The organism is Bacillus sp. LQ16 (assembly GCF_057784645.1).
The window spans coordinates 3940776-3955905 of sequence record NZ_CM173491.1 but is presented as its reverse complement, the minus strand read 5'-3'; the positions used below and the strand labels follow the sequence as shown (position 1 = coordinate 3955905).

General features: G+C 35.0%; 20 protein-coding genes and 2 riboswitches. Of the genes, 15 read left to right on the top strand and 5 right to left on the bottom strand.

Annotated elements, in window-relative coordinates; translation table 11 throughout:
- Positions 1-46 precede the first annotated feature (46 nt).
- A riboswitch (SAM riboswitch) is annotated at positions 47-152 on the bottom strand.
- Positions 153-216: 64 nt separating this feature from the next.
- Positions 217-1395: an aminotransferase class I/II-fold pyridoxal phosphate-dependent enzyme gene (locus AC3EMB_RS19765; RefSeq protein ID WP_488517234.1), complete on the bottom strand. Its 1179-nt coding sequence runs from the start codon at positions 1393-1395 to the stop codon at positions 217-219.
- A gap of 14 nt (positions 1396-1409) precedes the next feature.
- Between AC3EMB_RS19765 and AC3EMB_RS19760 the strand changes: the two genes are divergently transcribed.
- The 4 genes from AC3EMB_RS19760 to AC3EMB_RS19745 all read left to right on the top strand — a co-directional run bounded on the left by AC3EMB_RS19760 (position 1410) and on the right by AC3EMB_RS19745 (position 5045).
- On the top strand, positions 1410-2273 hold the full coding sequence (locus AC3EMB_RS19760) for a carbon-nitrogen family hydrolase (RefSeq protein ID WP_488517783.1): 864 nt from the start codon (positions 1410-1412) through the stop codon (positions 2271-2273).
- A 71-nt stretch (positions 2274-2344) separates the two neighbouring features.
- A riboswitch (SAM riboswitch) is annotated at positions 2345-2486 on the top strand.
- A gap of 90 nt (positions 2487-2576) precedes the next feature.
- The gene (gene mtnK, locus AC3EMB_RS19755; RefSeq protein WP_000542674.1) at positions 2577-3758 is read left to right on the top strand and encodes an S-methyl-5-thioribose kinase; all 1182 of its coding nucleotides are present in this window, start codon (positions 2577-2579) and stop codon (positions 3756-3758) included.
- Positions 3755-4816 carry an S-methyl-5-thioribose-1-phosphate isomerase gene (mtnA, locus tag AC3EMB_RS19750; protein ID WP_161520090.1) on the top strand — a complete coding sequence of 354 codons (1062 nt, stop codon included), beginning with the start codon at positions 3755-3757 and terminating at the stop codon, positions 4814-4816. Before mtnK ends, mtnA begins: the two co-directional genes overlap by 4 nt.
- Before the next feature lie 67 nt (positions 4817-4883).
- Positions 4884-5045, top strand: coding sequence for a YvrJ family protein (locus AC3EMB_RS19745; RefSeq protein ID WP_000393338.1), 162 nt, complete (start codon positions 4884-4886; stop codon positions 5043-5045).
- A 30-nt stretch (positions 5046-5075) separates the two neighbouring features.
- Here the strand turns inward: AC3EMB_RS19745 and AC3EMB_RS19740 are convergent, their stop codons facing one another.
- On the bottom strand, positions 5076-5852 hold the full coding sequence (locus AC3EMB_RS19740; protein ID WP_488517233.1) for a 3-hydroxybutyrate dehydrogenase: 777 nt from the start codon (positions 5850-5852) through the stop codon (positions 5076-5078).
- 196 nt (positions 5853-6048) lie between these two features.
- Between AC3EMB_RS19740 and AC3EMB_RS19735 the strand changes: the two genes are divergently transcribed.
- Genes AC3EMB_RS19735 through AC3EMB_RS19720 form a run of 4 tightly spaced genes read left to right on the top strand, consistent with a single transcriptional unit; the run spans position 6049 to position 8279 of the window.
- Positions 6049-6381 carry a PadR family transcriptional regulator gene (locus AC3EMB_RS19735; RefSeq protein WP_000107977.1) on the top strand — a complete coding sequence of 111 codons (333 nt, stop codon included), beginning with the start codon at positions 6049-6051 and terminating at the stop codon, positions 6379-6381.
- Positions 6381-7148, top strand: coding sequence for a DUF1129 domain-containing protein (locus tag AC3EMB_RS19730; RefSeq protein WP_168410254.1), 768 nt, complete (start codon positions 6381-6383; stop codon positions 7146-7148). Before AC3EMB_RS19735 ends, AC3EMB_RS19730 begins: the two co-directional genes overlap by 1 nt.
- Before the next feature lie 13 nt (positions 7149-7161).
- Positions 7162-7923: a DUF1129 domain-containing protein gene (locus tag AC3EMB_RS19725; protein ID WP_197242708.1), complete on the top strand. Its 762-nt coding sequence runs from the start codon at positions 7162-7164 to the stop codon at positions 7921-7923.
- A 56-nt stretch (positions 7924-7979) separates the two neighbouring features.
- A complete protein-coding gene (locus AC3EMB_RS19720) occupies positions 7980-8279 on the top strand; it encodes a DNA-binding protein (RefSeq protein ID WP_144465503.1) in 300 nt (99 codons plus the stop codon).
- A gap of 15 nt (positions 8280-8294) precedes the next feature.
- Here AC3EMB_RS19720 and AC3EMB_RS19715 read toward each other — a convergent pair whose 3' ends face one another.
- Complete coding sequence (locus tag AC3EMB_RS19715) at positions 8295-8912, bottom strand: ImmA/IrrE family metallo-endopeptidase (RefSeq protein WP_000371605.1); 618 nt, start codon at positions 8910-8912, stop codon at positions 8295-8297.
- A 175-nt stretch (positions 8913-9087) separates the two neighbouring features.
- On the opposite strand from AC3EMB_RS19715, the gene AC3EMB_RS19710 reads away from it, so the two are divergent.
- From AC3EMB_RS19710 to AC3EMB_RS19700, 3 genes are all read left to right on the top strand, one after another.
- Entirely contained in the window at positions 9088-9381 is a 294-nt protein-coding gene (locus AC3EMB_RS19710; RefSeq protein ID WP_000288330.1) for a DUF3928 family protein, read from the top strand.
- Between the two features lie 108 nt (positions 9382-9489).
- Complete coding sequence (locus AC3EMB_RS19705; protein ID WP_002005651.1) at positions 9490-9939, top strand: NUDIX hydrolase; 450 nt, start codon at positions 9490-9492, stop codon at positions 9937-9939.
- Between the two features lie 139 nt (positions 9940-10078).
- Positions 10079-11254, top strand: coding sequence for an acetyl-CoA C-acetyltransferase (locus tag AC3EMB_RS19700; RefSeq protein WP_000552075.1), 1176 nt, complete (start codon positions 10079-10081; stop codon positions 11252-11254).
- Positions 11255-11283: 29 nt separating this feature from the next.
- Here the strand turns inward: AC3EMB_RS19700 and AC3EMB_RS19695 are convergent, their stop codons facing one another.
- Complete coding sequence (locus tag AC3EMB_RS19695; RefSeq protein ID WP_000568001.1) at positions 11284-12009, bottom strand: AAA family ATPase; 726 nt, start codon at positions 12007-12009, stop codon at positions 11284-11286.
- Between the two features lie 216 nt (positions 12010-12225).
- Here AC3EMB_RS19695 and AC3EMB_RS19690 point away from each other — a divergent pair, with 216 nt between their 5' ends.
- Together AC3EMB_RS19690 and AC3EMB_RS19685 are read left to right on the top strand one after the other, a co-directional pair.
- Positions 12226-12954, top strand: coding sequence for a DUF4184 family protein (locus tag AC3EMB_RS19690; RefSeq protein WP_001116896.1), 729 nt, complete (start codon positions 12226-12228; stop codon positions 12952-12954).
- A 37-nt stretch (positions 12955-12991) separates the two neighbouring features.
- Entirely contained in the window at positions 12992-13756 is a 765-nt protein-coding gene (locus tag AC3EMB_RS19685; protein WP_000973900.1) for a hypothetical protein, read from the top strand.
- A gap of 44 nt (positions 13757-13800) precedes the next feature.
- Here the strand turns inward: AC3EMB_RS19685 and AC3EMB_RS19680 are convergent, their stop codons facing one another.
- Positions 13801-14232 (bottom strand): DUF3997 domain-containing protein, encoded by a 432-nt coding sequence (locus AC3EMB_RS19680; RefSeq protein WP_000758789.1) that lies wholly within the window; start codon positions 14230-14232, stop codon positions 13801-13803.
- Positions 14233-14363: 131 nt separating this feature from the next.
- On the opposite strand from AC3EMB_RS19680, the gene AC3EMB_RS19675 reads away from it, so the two are divergent.
- On the top strand, positions 14364-14819 hold the full coding sequence (locus tag AC3EMB_RS19675; RefSeq protein WP_000769080.1) for an RDD family protein: 456 nt from the start codon (positions 14364-14366) through the stop codon (positions 14817-14819).
- 215 nt (positions 14820-15034) lie between these two features.
- On the top strand, positions 15035-15124 hold the full coding sequence (locus AC3EMB_RS19670; protein ID WP_000145638.1) for a hypothetical protein: 90 nt from the start codon (positions 15035-15037) through the stop codon (positions 15122-15124).
- The last annotated feature ends 6 nt before the right edge of the window (positions 15125-15130 follow it).

Sequence of the window (15130 nt, the reverse complement as noted above, 5' to 3'; positions counted from 1 at the left end):
AAATAAAAAAACCTCTCAGCTAAGGAGAGGTTTTTTTACAACCAGCTCCTTATCTGTCAGCATAATGCTGCGAGAATTAGCACCGTGTCTACGATTGTAGATCGGTTGCCGGGTTTCGTCGGGCTCGTCCCTCCACCTGCTCTTGATAAGAAGTATTTAGAAATGTTTAAATTTTTAAGATAACTGAATTTTGTCAGATATTTTTCATGTTGTCAATTACTTTTTGAAAAAATTTAATTTATCAATTCGATTAATGGCTTCTCGTAATCTATCTTCTGTATGCAAGAGACCAACACGGACATACCCTTCGCCATGTTCACCAAATCCAACACCAGGAGCAACTGCAACGTGTGCTTTTTCTAGTAAAATATCAGAAAATTGCTCGGATGTATAACCTTCTGGTACAGGAAGCCATGCAAAGAATGATCCGGTTGGAATGTCTACATTCCAACCAATTGAGTGACAAGCTGAAATAAGAGCGTTTCTCCGAGTTTCGTAACTATTTACAAGATCTACTACACAAGACTGTGAACTTAATAGTGCTTCGCGAGCAGCATCTTGAATTGCACCAAAAATACTAACATACATATGATCTTGCAATAGGTTAATGGTTTCGATGACACTTTCATTTCCAACTGCAAAAGCAATACGCCAGCCAGCCATATTGAAAGTTTTTGATAACGTGTAAATTTCAATTCCTATATCTTTCGCACCATCTGCTTGCAAGAAACTAACAGGTTTTTGACCATCAAATCCGATAGCACCGTAAGCGAAATCGTGAACAACTAATATATTATGTTTATTAGCAAAATGAATGGTTGTATCAAAAAAATCCTTTGATGCAGTAGCACCTGTAGGGTTATTTGGATAGTTTAAAAACATTAACTTTGCCCGTTCAGCGATAGAGTCGTCAATTTTTTTATAATCCGGTAAAAAATGATTTTCTGCAATAAGCGGCATGGTTTCAAAGTGTGCCTTTGCTAAGGCAACCCCAGATAAATAATCTGGATAGCCTGGATCCGGAACGAGAATTGTATCACCAGGATTTGTAAAACAAATTGGTAATTCTACTAGTCCAGCCTTCCCACCAAACAAAATAGCAACTTCAGTTTTTGGGTTTAATTCGACGCCGTATTCACGTTTATAGAATGTAGTCACGGCTTCCTTTAAGCTTTCATGTCCGCGAAATGGCGGATATTTATGATGAATGGTCTTTTCGGCAGCATCTTGTAAAGCTTTTACGATATGCTGCGGTGTTGGTTGATCTGGATTACCTTGACCTAGATTAATAACATCGTGACCAGCTGCAACGACTTTGTTAACTTTTGCAACAAGTGAAGCGAAAAATTGTGTTGGCAATGATGTTACTATCTCAGAAGGTTGAAATAATTTCATACTTTCCACCTCTTTTGAAAGTTGTTACAATTCTAGTGACAAATGATATAATCTTTCCAGTATTTTGTAAAGAAAAAAATAAGAATGGGGCTGAAAAAATGAAAGTCGCATGTATTCAAATGGATATTGTTTTTGGAGATGTAGAAAAAAATATTGAGAATGCTAAAAATAAAATAAGCGAAGCTATGAAGGAAAGGCCAGATGTTATCGTCTTACCAGAACTATGGACAACAGGATATGATTTAACGAGACTTTCTGAAATTGCAGATAGGGATGGAGTGGAAACGAAAGAAAAGTTAATAGGATGGGCGAAGCAATATGATGTACATATTGTTGGTGGTTCTATAGCAAAGCAAACAGAGCAAGGCGTTACAAATACGATGTATGTTGTAAATAATGAAGGACAGCTAGTCAACGAATATAGTAAAGTACATTTATTTCAGCTTATGGATGAACATAAATATTTAATAGCCGGTAATGGTACGGGCGAATTTAAGCTGGATGATGTTGAATGCGCTGGAACAATTTGTTATGATATTCGTTTTCCAGAGTGGATGCGTGTCCATACTGCTAAAGGGGCAAAAGTATTATTTGTTGTAGCTGAATGGCCATTAGTTCGTTTAGCACATTGGCGTTTGCTATTGCAAGCAAGAGCAGTTGAAAATCAGTGTTATGTTGTTGCATGTAATAGAGCAGGAAAGGATCCAAATAATGTATTTGCGGGTCATTCTTTAATTGTGGACCCTTGGGGTGAAGTTGTAGTAGAGGCGAATGAAGAGGAATCAATTTTATTTGGAGAGCTTGAATTCGAGAAAATTAAAGAAGTACGTAAAGGAATTCCAGTTTTTGCGGATCGCCGTCCAGAATTATACAAATAAAATGTTGACAAGTGATTTTTATTCTTGGTATAGTCTTCAACATAAAGTTAAAAATTCAAAAAATTATACAACTCTTATCAAGAGCAGGTGGAGGGATTTGGCCCGATGAAGCCCAGCAACCGACCGTAATACCATTGTGAAATGGGGCGTTTATTACGCCAAAAGGCACGGTGCTAATTCCAGCAGAAAGTAAAACTTTCTGGCAGATAAGAGGGGAGAAGATAAACTTCAAACCTCTTTCTTAGTGGAAAGAGGTTTTTCTATGTTAGAAAAACCTCTGAATTTAAAAAGGGGGAGAAGACGATGGGATATTATTCATTAACAGAAATAACAGCTGTACAATATGCGAAAGATCATGGCTATTTTGAAGCGAAGGCAAATGTCGTTTGTCATGAAATTGGAGACGGAAACTTAAATTACGTGTTCAAATTAGATGATGGAGAGAAATCAATTATAATAAAACAAGCACTGCCTTATGCGAAAGTAGTTGGTGAAAGCTGGCCATTGTCTATAAAAAGAGCAACGATTGAAAGCAAGGCATTACAAATTTTTGCGCAGTATGTACCGGATTATGTTCCAGTAGTGTACAGTCATGATGAAGAGTTAGCGATAACGGTAATAGAAGACTTATCAAGACTAACAATTACAAGAAAAGGATTAATAGACGGAGAAGAATATCCGCTTTTATCCCAGCATATCGGCCGTTTTCTAGCACATGTTTTATTTTACACTTCAGATTTTGGTTTACAGTCAGAAGAGAAGAGGGTACTAGAAGGTACCTTTGTAAATCCGGACCTTTGTAAAATTACAGAGGATTTAGTGTTTACAGATCCGTTTGGACATTATGATACAAATGATTATGAGCCAGATTTACAGCTCGTGGTTGATGAACTTTGGAGTGATAAAACTTTAAAACTAAAAGTAGCACAATATAAATATAAGTTCTTAACAAGAAAAGAAACTCTTATTCATGGTGATTTACATACTGGTAGTATTTTTTCGTCACCTTCTGAAACGAAAGTGATTGATCCAGAATTTGCGACATATGGCCCATTTGGATTTGACATAGGTCAATTTATTGCAAATCTATTATTAAATGCTTTATCTAGAGAAGAAGAGAAAAGAAGTGTACTATTTTTCCATATAGAAAAGACGTGGAGTTATTTTGTAGAAACTTTTACAAAGTTATGGATTGGAGAAGGTGTAGAAGCATATACGAAAGAAAAACAATGGTTACCAATTATTTTGCAAAATATCTTTACTGATGCAGTTGGATTTGCCGGATGTGAACTGATTCGTAGAACAATTGGTTTAGCTCATGTAGCAGATTTAGATGAAATAGAAAATAAAGAAACAAGAATTCAAGCTAAGAAACAAGCGCTATCCTTAGGTAAAGAACTAATAAAATATGAATCTAAAAGTGCTGATATTCAACTGTTTCGAACATTATTTCAACAGACAGTTTCAGGGGGCGTAAAAGCGTGAGTACAATTGTTACTGTTCCGAGATCTGTAAGCTGGAAAGGTGATGCAATTGCGGTATTAAATCAAACGAAATTGCCGCATAGCACAGAATACAAAACATTGACGACTATTGAAGAGGTTTGGAAAAGCATCGTAATGTTAGAAGTACGAGGAGCGCCTGCAATTGGAATTGTAGCTGCATTTGGCTTGGCGCTTGCATCAAAAAAATATAAAACTGTACATATTGAAGAATTTCAAAAGAAGTTTAATAGAGATTGTAATTATTTAGGAACGTCACGCCCGACAGCAGTAAATTTATTTTGGGCAATTGATCGTATGAGAGAATCTATTCGAGAGATTACTACAATAAAAGAAGCACAAAAAACATTAGAAGAAGAAGCGCTTCGCATTCAGCAGGAAGATGAAGAGGTGTGCCGAAATATTGGGGAATATGCGTTAACATGTTTTAAAGATGGCGATAATATTTTAACAATCTGTAACGCTGGAAGTATCGCAACTGCCAGATATGGAACTGCATTAGCTCCCTTTTATATTGGAAAAGAGAAAGGTGTGCGTTTACATGCATATGCGTGTGAAACGAGACCAGTTTTACAAGGTGGTCGCTTAACGACCTGGGAATTGAAGCAAGCAAATATTGATGTGACCCTTATTACAGATAATACTGCAGCTCATGCTATTCAAACGAAAGAAATAAATGCAATTATTGTAGGGGCGGATCGAATTGTCGCAAATGGAGATACGGCAAATAAAATAGGGACAATGAATTTAGCTATTTTAGCAAAGCACTTTGATATCCCATTTTATGTTGCTGCACCACTGTCAACATTTGATGTTAGGAAAGAAACTGGAGCCGAAATAATTATTGAAGAAAGAGATGAAACAGAAGTTACGAAAATCTTTGGAAAACAAGTAGCACCAATTGGAACGAATGTTTATAACCCTGCATTTGACGTAACACCGAACGAATTAATTACAGGAATTATTACTGAGAAAGGTATTATAAGCGGGGATTATAAACGAGAAATTGCATCATTATTTGAAAAACAGGCTAATACATAATAGCTTGTTTTTTTATGCCTAAATGCATTGTTTTCTCTTACTTATATAATGAAAGGAGGAGAAGAGGATGGAAGAGTGGATCAAGATGATAGGTAATGTAGGGTTTCCAATTGTTGTAACATTATATTTACTCCACCGTATTGAAAGTAAATTAGAGGGGGTAATTGTTGCAATTGAGAAGCTCCCGCGGCAATTACTAAAGTACGAAGATCCTCGCAATAAAAAATAAAGTTTGCTCTTCTTGAGCAAACTTTATTTTTTATTGAGCAGTATAGCCACCATCGATAACGACAGCTTGACCAGTAATACCTTTAGCTTTTTCACTCGCTAAAAACATAGCATAATCAGCGATTTCTTGTACTTGTAATAAGCGCTTTTGTGGGACAAGTGGATAAATAACATCTTCTAAAACATTTTCAAGTGGTACATTTCGTGTAGTAGCTAAGTCTTGTAGTTGATTACGTACAAGAGGGGTATCGACATAACCAGGGCAAAGGGCATTAACAGTAATACCATGCGTAGCACCTTCTAAAGCGGCAACTTTTGTTAATCCAATTACGCCATGTTTTGCACTATTGTAGGCAGCTTTTCCAGCAAACCCGACAAGGCCGTTAATAGAAGCGACATTAATAATACGACCATATTTTTGTTGTTTCATAATCGGAAAGGCATGCTTAATTGCGATAAACGGAGCAATTTGCATAATTTGAATTAGTAGCTCAAACTTTTCCGTTGGAAAGTCTTCAATGGGTGAAACGTGTTGCATTCCTGCGTTGTTAATTAATATATCTAATGAACCGAAATGACTAACTGTTTGAGAAATTGATGCTGTAATTTCCTCTTCAGATGTAACGTCACATTTTAAACCGATAGCTTGAAAACCTTCACTTTGTAATTGCTCAGCAGCTTCTTTCGCACGTTCTTCAAGACGATCAGTAATCACAACTTTTGCACCTTCTTTTGTAAAAGCACTTCCCAGTTCATATCCAATACCACTCGCAGCACCTGTTAAAAAGACAACTCGATTTGTAACCATGATGAAAAACATCCCTTCATAATAAAGTTTTCATAGTGCTCTATTTAGAGAGGTTATAATGAAAATCCTGCAAACATTTGGAAAAAATATCGGTAGCTATCTTGTTTTGCAAAATAGTCTTTGCTATACTATTTTGTAAAGCAAGATACTTACGCTTATCTATCTTGTAAAACAAGATAGTAGGAGGGTTTGAATTATGTCGACAAGTCAAATGCTGAAAGGGATCTTAGAAGGATGCTTACTTGCTATTATTTCTGAAGGCGAAATATACGGTTATGAAATGAGTGAGAAGCTAGCAAAGTATGGTTTTACAATGGCGAGTGAGGGAAGTATTTATCCGTTATTAATACGAATGCAAAAAGAAGGATTAATAACAAGCGTAATGAAGGAATCTCCATCTGGTCCAAAGAGAAAATATTACACATTAACAGAAAAAGGCGAGGAAGCACTTGATGAATTTATGGATCGCTGGGAAGCGATGCAAAGTAGTGTAGAACGTCTACTTGAAGGGAAGGGAAGGAGAAAATAATGTTATCAAGTGAAGCACGAAAGTTTTTGTTAGATATGAGATTATTTTTGACGGCAAAGAGTGTGAAAGAAAGTGATATTGAAAACTTTTTAGAAGACGCAGAACTTCATTTAATAGAAGGTGAGAGTGAGGGGAAGAGTGTAGAAGATATTTTCGGAAGCTCACCGAAAGAATATGCAAATGAACTTGTAAAAGTGATGGAAAGAGATAGACAGGAAACGTGGAAGCAAATTGGTTTTACAGTAATGAATATCGTATCTTTTTGGATTATTGCTTCTATCTTAATAGTGAGTAATGGAATGTTACAGATTTCACTTATTCAGTGTATTGGTTACAGTTTTTCATTGATTTTAGTTGTTATGGGTCCTAATTTTCTACTTCGCAAAATGACCTTCGTCACAAGCTTTACAAAAACATGGTTTTCCATGTGGTCTTTAGTTATGATTGCTCCATTGTTTTTATTAGGAGCTGTTACGATATTAGATGTGATATATCCTACAAAAATGCTCACATTCACCGAAGTCCAAAGTTATATAGTAGCTGGTGGGATTTTTATCATCACAGTAGCGATAAATATATATTTTGAAGGATGGTTTAAAAACTTATATTTAATCATTCCACTTTCTATTATGTTACTGTTTAAAACATTTACATCTGAAGATCTCATGCCAATGTTATTTCAAATTATATGTTTATACGGAAGTTTGTTTATTTTAATTTTCTTTGAAATTATGATGAAGACGAATAGAAGAGAAATGGTTAAATAAGGGAGGGGTTATAATGAATGTTTCTAAAGAAGGAGAAAAGTTTTTAATCGATACGAAAGTATATTTAATAACAAAAGGGATTAAAGAAGAAGAGGTGGACGCCTTTCTAGAAGATGCAGAGCTTCATTTAATAGAAGGTGAAAAAAAGGGGAAGACGGTAAGGGACATATTTGGTGACTCACCAAAAGAGTATGCGGAAGAATTAGCGAAAGAGATGGAGAAGGATAAAAGTGGGAGTATAAAGACTATTTTAGGAATGATAATTGGAATAGGAGGATATTGGTTACTTACAAATATTTTATTTGAAAGTTCTAATCATGAATTTGTATTAACGAATGTGCAGTTGATTGGATATCCAATTATATTAATGGTTACTGTTGCAGGCGTTATATTTGCTTTTAAAATGTCATCATTTAAGAGCAAAATAAAAGAATTTAGCATTATTTATGTAGCAGCTTTGCTACCAATTTTATTACTAGTACTATTAATGTTTATGAATAAATGGTACGGGACACCTGTATTGCAATTAACTACAATGCAAAGTTATATACTAGCTGGAATAATCTTATTAGTACTGCTAATTGGTGAAGCGTACATACTGGGATGGATTGGAATATTAGCTGTTATCATACCGTTATTAATTATGTTTGTATTTAAAGAATTAGGGAAGCAAAACCCATATTGGGGAATGTTAGAGCCTTTACTTCTGTACGGAAGTTTATATGTATTAATGAGATGGTCTTTTAAAAATGAAGAGGAAAAAACTGTAAGCTAGTTTTATACTAATAGTGAAGTGAACGAACTGAATTTTTTATCAAGGGGGGAACGAATATGCAAAGTATATTTCTAGGTATATTGTCTATTGTGTTTTTAGGTTTAACGATTTTTGGGCTCTATACTACCTTTTCGAAAAAGGTACATGATGACTATTTCGATACTTTATTAGATGACACATCGGGTTATATTCTGTTCTTCGGTTTAATTGGAAAAGGGCTGCTTTGGATATGCAAAAAATTATTTCCAAAGAAATATTATATAGGGATTTTTAGAGGGATTACATTTACATTTAGTTGTCTATTTTTATTTCTAGCAGCCGGGATTTGGTTTGTTGATTGGAACAAGTTGTTTTAAACAGTAACATGAGGGTTACTGTTTTTTTCTTTGTAATAAAGAGCTTTGTAAAGAGAGCGCTTTTTGTTCTGCTGTTAATAAGGAATGAATATGAACGTTTTCTGGACGAGGGACTATTGGATACATAAGATTTGTTGGAGAAGGGTGGTGCTCCGAACCGGTTGGAGAATGAGGATCTGCATGAGTAAGTTTTCCATGAATACGTCTTGTAAATAAAATATGACCGATTTCGTGAGCGAGCGTATATATATTTTTCATAGGGGCAGCCGAATTTGTTAAAACGATATAGCCAGTAAGTTGCTGTTGTTTTGCTAAAGAATAAGCGCAGGCAATTACTGCTGTTTCTTTGAAATAATCACTGCCAATATAACAAATATAAAGGTCGCATTCAGGAGCTTCATTTACACATGTTTGGAAAAAGGATGCCAACTTTTCTTGACTTTGAATGGAATTTTTATAACTGATTTCACGGTCAAAAAAACGGAAAAGTTCATTTAATACAATTACTTCTTGAATTTGAAATGTAATGGGGTGCCAAATTGATTCTGCAACAGCTAAATCTTTTGCGATGCGGTCATCAGAAATATCGGCGCCGGGAGTAATGCAAATACATATATTGACGTATGGATCCATAAGGAACACCTCAAATGAAAAAAAGTTCTTCCTATAATATATGTGGGAAAAAGATGTCATGTATGGATAAACGCCTTCTTTATTGAATATATAGATGACAAGTCGAAAAAATTTCATAGTTCTATAACATGGTATGGTCGTCTTTTTGATATAGTAAAGGAAAGGGGGAGAATATATGTATACATTAAAAATCGTTTCAGACAGAGAAGCACTTTATCAATTTGCGAGTTATGTAAGAGTTGTACAAGGGGTTGAAGATGTATATGTAGAGGTGGGAGAACCTTTATATGAACATCCTTTAATGAAGTTTTATGTACATATTAAGCTGAAAGAAACATATGAGCAGCATAAAGCGTTACAGGAAATAGCAAGATTAGTAGAATTGGGTCGTTTTACATATGTCCATTATCGTAATGATGAAATTGAGGAAGCTTTTGAAGCTGTAAAATATGAAAGTTTTAAGAAATAAAGATGAAAAAACGGAGGCGAAAGCTTCCTTTTTTTCTTTAAAATTACATGAACAAAAAGAGAGAAATTTTGTTATGATAAGGGAGGTTAGGGAAAGGGGAATTTACATATGGGGTATATTGAAGAGTTACGAAAAGTCGTTGGTACAAGACCGCTTATTCTCGTAGGATCAGCAATCATTATATTAAATGATAAACAAGAAGTATTGCTTCAATATCGTTCAGATACATATGATTGGGGTGTACCTGGCGGGGCGATGGAACTGGGTGAAACGACAGAAGAAACGGCACGTAGAGAGTTATTTGAGGAAACGGGGTTAACTGCAAAAATAATGCAATTTCTTGGTGTTCTATCAGGAAAAGAAGTATATTTCCGTTATCCGAATGGCGATGAAATTTTCAATGTCATTCATCTGTATCAGGCACATCATGTGAGCGGGGAATTAAAGCTCGATCATGAAGGGTTGAAACTTCAATATTTTCCAGTAGATAAGTTGCCAAAATTGAATGAAACGACAGAGAAAATTTTGCAAAAGTTTTTATATGCACTGACAGAATAGAAGGTTAATTCCTTCTATTTTTATTATATGAAATATTTTGATTTTTTAGTATGTTTATAGTATGATAGTTATAGATATACATCTTATGGAATTTCACCTAAAAACTTACTAGGGTACATAAGAGAGGGGCAAGTACAAAATGCATAATGTTGTTATTACAGCTGCAGTTCGTTCGCCAATTGGAACTTTTGGAGGAGCGCTAAAAAATGTAACGCCAGTAGAATTAGCTGTTCCTGTACTTCAGGAAGCTGTAAAACGAGGCGGGGTAGAACCACATGAAGTTGATGAAGTAATTTTAGGCCATTGTATTCAAAGAACTGATGAAGCAAATACGGCGAGAACAGCTGCATTAGCGGCAGGATTTCCTGACACAGTTACGGGATATACAATCCAACGTCAATGTTCTTCAGGTATGCAAGCAATTATGTCAGCTGCAATGCAAATCCAATTAGGTGTAAGTGATGTTGTTGTTGCAGGTGGAGTAGAAGCGATGAGTTCGAGCCCTTATGCATTGAAACAGCACCGCTGGGGACAACGTCTACAGCACGGAGAAATTCGTGATACGGTGTGGGAAGTGTTAGAAGATCCGATTCACCATATTATGATGGGTGAAACAGCGGAAAATTTAGTTGAACAATATGAAATTACAAGAGAGGAACAAGATGAAGTTGCTCTTCGCAGTCATACATTGGCACTGAAGGCAATCGAGTCTGGACACTTTGACGATCAAATTGTTCCTATTACAATAAAAGAACGTAGAAAAGAAGTAGTATTTTCGAAGGATGAGCATCCACGTGCAGATATTACAGCGGAAAAATTAGCAGGGTTAAAACCAGCATTCCGTAAAGATGGGTCTGTAACTGCAGGTAATGCATCTGGCCTGAATGACGGAAGTGCAGTTCTAGTATTAATGAGCGAAGAAAAAGCAAAAGAAAAAGGCTTACAACCGTTAGCTAGAATTGTTGGATATTCAGTAGCTGGAGTAGACCCGAAAATTATGGGTATTGGACCAGCACCAGCAATTCGTAAAGGTTTAGAAAAAGTGGATTGGTCATTAGAAGATGCAGATTTACTTGAAATTAATGAAGCTTTCGCGGCTCAATATTTAGCTGTAGAGAAAGAGTTAGGCTTAGACCGTGAAAAAGTGAACGTAAACGGTAGTGGCGTAGGACTTGGGCATCCAATTGGTTGTACAGGGGCTCGTATTACGGTAAGTTTAATTCACGAATTAAAAAGACGTGGGTTAGAAAAAGGAATTGCCTCTTTATGCGTCGGTGGCGGTATCGGGGTTGCCTTATTTATAGAAGCACTATAAAAAAGAAGCAGCTATTGCTGCTTCTTTTTTTATGACTCAAATAGATGATGAAATAATCGATCACGATTTTCAAAGAAAAGTTTCGTCGTTTGATAATGCTCGGTTTCTTCTAATGTGGATTCGTGAATCCCCTCTTGTGTTAAAGAGTATATAGTAGATTCAGGGTAAGCCATTAAAATAGGAGAATGCGTCGCAATAACAAATTGTGAACCTTGTTCCGCTAGTTCATGCATTCGAATGAGCATGGAAAGTTGTCTCATAGGTGATAGAGCGGCCTCAGGCTCATCTAAAATGTATAAACCTTGTCCTGAAAAACGGTTCATAAATAAGGAAAAGAATGATTCACCATGTGATTGCTCGTGAAGTGAAACGCCGCCATAAGATTTTATAGCATCTATTTCATCAATATAAGAAGCAACGTTATAAAAAGATTCAGCGCGAAGAAAGAAACCGTCGTTTGGTGTATTGAAACTTTTTGAAATTCGAAGGTATTCATGTAAAGATGAATGTGAATCGTTTGTGCTAAAGCGGAAATTTTTCGTTCCACCTTCTGCATTAAAACCTAACGCAATTGCAATTCCTTCAAGTAATGTTGATTTACCCGTTCCGTTTTCCCCAATAATGAATGTTACATTTGGATGGAAAGCTAGTGATTGTAATGTTCGGATAGCGGGTAAGCAGTAAGGATATGCGGAAAAACTAGGGATATTTTCTTTTTTTAATGTGACATTTTGTAAAAAGGGTACGTCAATCAATATATAAACCTCAATTCATAACGGATTTTGAATCTAAAAAGGCAGCAAATACAAGTGTTAATGACACCTGAATCCCTTCCTTATTTTCTGAATATTTTATGTGGATTATATCATTTAAACTATCATATTCCAATGTGAAAATAAATATTGCATGAAGATCTATTCTCTCGTTATGATAGATGGTATTCTATTGAAAATGTGAGAAGGAGTTAAAACATGCCGTTTACATTTGCACATCCAGCAGCGGTTCTTCCTTTGGCTAAAAAGCATTCTAAACATATTTCCGTAACGGCTCTTATATTAGGTAGTATGGCGCCTGACTTTGAATATTTTTTACACTTTAGACCGTATGGTGTTATTGGGCATACGTGGCTTGGGTTCTTATATTTAAATTTACCACTTGTCTTCTTGTTAGCATGTATATATCATTACGTTTTAAAAAAGCCTTTTATAACACATTTACCTAAACCATTTGCTGGCTACTATACATATGCAATAGACAAGAGATGGGGGCTTCATACATGGGAGGATCTTTTTGTATTTTGTTATTCAGCATTATTCGGTATGTTAACGCATGTTGTTTGGGATGCATTCACTCATAAGACAGGCTATTTTGTTATGAAAATACCATTATTGCAAAGAGAATGGTACGGTATCCCTGTTTATAAATATATGCAACATGGAAGTACATGTATTGGTTTTCTATTATTAGTATACGTTTTATGGAAGTATAGAAATGGAATGGGTAAAGATCTTATTTTAGCTTCGGAAAAAAGAAAGTATTGGATTTCAGTAATTGTTGTGGCAACTATTATATTTATCGTGCATGCGTTCCTAGATCCCTATTTTCATATTTTCCAAATTGGAGGTATAATAGTATCTGGACTGACAAGTTCATTTTGTGGACTTTTCATTGTTTCTATAGTTTACAAGGCAAGGGACTAATTTTATATTCATGAATGATAGTGTTAGGAGAAATGAAATGATGAAAGCATGGAAAAGTATTTTTGTTTTATGTAGTTTTCTTCTTATGTTAAGTGGTTGCTTCCATCAAGAAGAAAAGAAAGCTGAACCGAAGAAGAAAGAATCTATTCCTGAAACGAAAGAATATGGTGGGCGTGAGCTGAAAAAAGTAGGACAAAAAGTGAAAGAAACAGGATGGGGTACTTTCAAGTTAGAGCAGATGCACTCTGTGAATCAAACATTTGAAGTAGCGCCAATGAAAATTCACGTACAAGATGTGAAAGTAATCTCTTTATCACAGATGAGTGAAAAAGCAAAAAATACATTGAAAGTATACACGGCACTAACTCCTGAAGAAGTAAAACGTAGATTAGGGGATAAAGTAAGCCAAGAAGATGCAGAATTATATGCATCGCTAAGTGGAACAGAGATTAGTAATACAATTCGTTACGTTGAGATTACATATAAAGTGGAGAATAGCGGGAATAAAAATATGCAATTTTTCTCTATGAATGATGTTATGATTAATGGTAAGCAACATTTTAAAGTAGCGACTCAAAACTTTTTATATGATGAAGATACGTTAGTTGGTACAAAAAATGTGTCAAGAGAAGACTATAAGCCTGGTGAAACAAGAGATGGTATTATTGGTTTAATACTTGACGATGGAAAAGACAAAGTAAAGGATATTCAGTTTACAACTGATGATTTACTTGCAGGAGATTCTGAAACACAAGATGTTGTAAAAGAGTCACAAACGTTTAATATCTCACTTTCGGAGTAAGGTGTTTTTAAAATAATGTAAGAAAAACAGTCAGCACTCAAATATTATGCTGACTGTTTTTTTATTTCTTTTATGTATGAATCTACATTTTGAAAAGGCACCTTAATTTTAAACGCATCCTTTTGTTCATTAAATTGCTTTTCATTGTAGGGACCGAAACGTTTATTGTGCTTTACGTCAATAATCCAATAATGTTCACTTTTTTTATTTGCAATTGCTGCGTCAGGGTTATTTGGATCTGATTTTTCCTCAGTTTGTTTTGCAATAATGTATTTATCATCCCAAGCAATGTCTGTAATTTTTGCAGGGATGTATTGTGTGGCATATACAGCATCTTGCGAGGGGAAAAGTTCAAATGCATTTCCAGAAGTACGTATGAGTTCGTATTCATCGTTAACCGTATAAGTTAAGTGACTTGTGTTTCCTGCACAACCAGTTAATAGGAAGGCGACGAATAGGATTATCCATTTTTTCAATATGGGAACCTCCTTTATAATGCTATTGTAACAAATTGTACAAGAAAAGTAAGAGAAACGCTAGTTTACAATGTTTTTTAGAAGTGGTACGATGAGACGGGTAAAGAAGGATATGAAGGAGTCGACATAAAATGAAGTTAAAGATGCATCGTCCAGCGCTTGTAATGAATCGCATAGGTGCTTCCCTAATTGACATGTTTTTAATCTCGGTTATGTATGGTGCAGTAGTAGCTATTATGACCGGAAACTATAGTGCTATGTTTAAGCGCTTTAATATAAGCTTAGGTGATTTTAGATATGATTTCGCAGTAGTTTTCATATTAATGGCGATATATTTTATTGTATTACCCTTTATTTGGAACGGTGTTACACTTGGCAAAAAGGTAACGAGAATAAAATTAATTTCATTGAAGAGTGAAAAGCTAACGTTGCAAACATTAATTATAAGATTTTTTGTAGTGTTATTACCGAACGTATTGCTATTAGGAATTCCATTAATATGTAACGTATATATGATGTTGTTCCGCAAAGACAATTGCGGTTTTCAGGACTTAATTACAAAGACGAAAATAATAAGTCTTGTATAATAAAATAAAAAAAGACCCTTTTATATATAAAAGGGTCTTTTTTTATTTTATAAGTATATTGTGAATATTTACAGTAAGGAAAAGCTAAAATGTGTCATTTCTATTTATAATAGATTGAAAATTAAGATAATGGTATAATAATTAAAAATAATATCTTTATCTCACCATTTGGGGCTGATTAAAGTTTTACTTTATATAATAAGGGGGAAGTTGAGATGACAGGAGGTAGCATAATTTTTTGGGGCATTCTCATTTTTATCGGTCTAGTTCTTGATCAGCGTAAGAGTAAGAAAAAAGAAGGATAAAAAGTA

Bases quoted from the DNA above. Each gene is read 5' to 3' on its own strand.
- AC3EMB_RS19765 (WP_488517234.1), bottom strand. From the start codon at position 1,395: ATGAAATTATTTCAACCTTCTGAGATAGTAACATCATTGCCAACACAA.
- mtnK (WP_000542674.1), top strand. From the start codon at position 2,577: ATGGGATATTATTCATTAACAGAAATAACAGCTGTACAATATGCGAAA.
- AC3EMB_RS19745 (WP_000393338.1), top strand. From the start codon at position 4,884: ATGGAAGAGTGGATCAAGATGATAGGTAATGTAGGGTTTCCAATTGTT.
- AC3EMB_RS19740 (WP_488517233.1), bottom strand. From the start codon at position 5,852: ATGGTTACAAATCGAGTTGTCTTTTTAACAGGTGCTGCGAGTGGTATT.
- AC3EMB_RS19735 (WP_000107977.1), top strand. From the start codon at position 6,049: ATGTCGACAAGTCAAATGCTGAAAGGGATCTTAGAAGGATGCTTACTT.
- AC3EMB_RS19730 (WP_168410254.1), top strand. From the start codon at position 6,381: ATGTTATCAAGTGAAGCACGAAAGTTTTTGTTAGATATGAGATTATTT.
- AC3EMB_RS19725 (WP_197242708.1), top strand. From the start codon at position 7,162: ATGAATGTTTCTAAAGAAGGAGAAAAGTTTTTAATCGATACGAAAGTA.
- AC3EMB_RS19720 (WP_144465503.1), top strand. From the start codon at position 7,980: ATGCAAAGTATATTTCTAGGTATATTGTCTATTGTGTTTTTAGGTTTA.
- AC3EMB_RS19715 (WP_000371605.1), bottom strand. From the start codon at position 8,912: ATGGATCCATACGTCAATATATGTATTTGCATTACTCCCGGCGCCGAT.
- AC3EMB_RS19710 (WP_000288330.1), top strand. From the start codon at position 9,088: ATGTATACATTAAAAATCGTTTCAGACAGAGAAGCACTTTATCAATTT.
- AC3EMB_RS19705 (WP_002005651.1), top strand. From the start codon at position 9,490: ATGGGGTATATTGAAGAGTTACGAAAAGTCGTTGGTACAAGACCGCTT.
- AC3EMB_RS19700 (WP_000552075.1), top strand. From the start codon at position 10,079: ATGCATAATGTTGTTATTACAGCTGCAGTTCGTTCGCCAATTGGAACT.
- AC3EMB_RS19690 (WP_001116896.1), top strand. From the start codon at position 12,226: ATGCCGTTTACATTTGCACATCCAGCAGCGGTTCTTCCTTTGGCTAAA.
- AC3EMB_RS19685 (WP_000973900.1), top strand. From the start codon at position 12,992: ATGATGAAAGCATGGAAAAGTATTTTTGTTTTATGTAGTTTTCTTCTT.
- AC3EMB_RS19675 (WP_000769080.1), top strand. From the start codon at position 14,364: ATGAAGTTAAAGATGCATCGTCCAGCGCTTGTAATGAATCGCATAGGT.
- AC3EMB_RS19670 (WP_000145638.1), top strand. From the start codon at position 15,035: ATGACAGGAGGTAGCATAATTTTTTGGGGCATTCTCATTTTTATCGGT.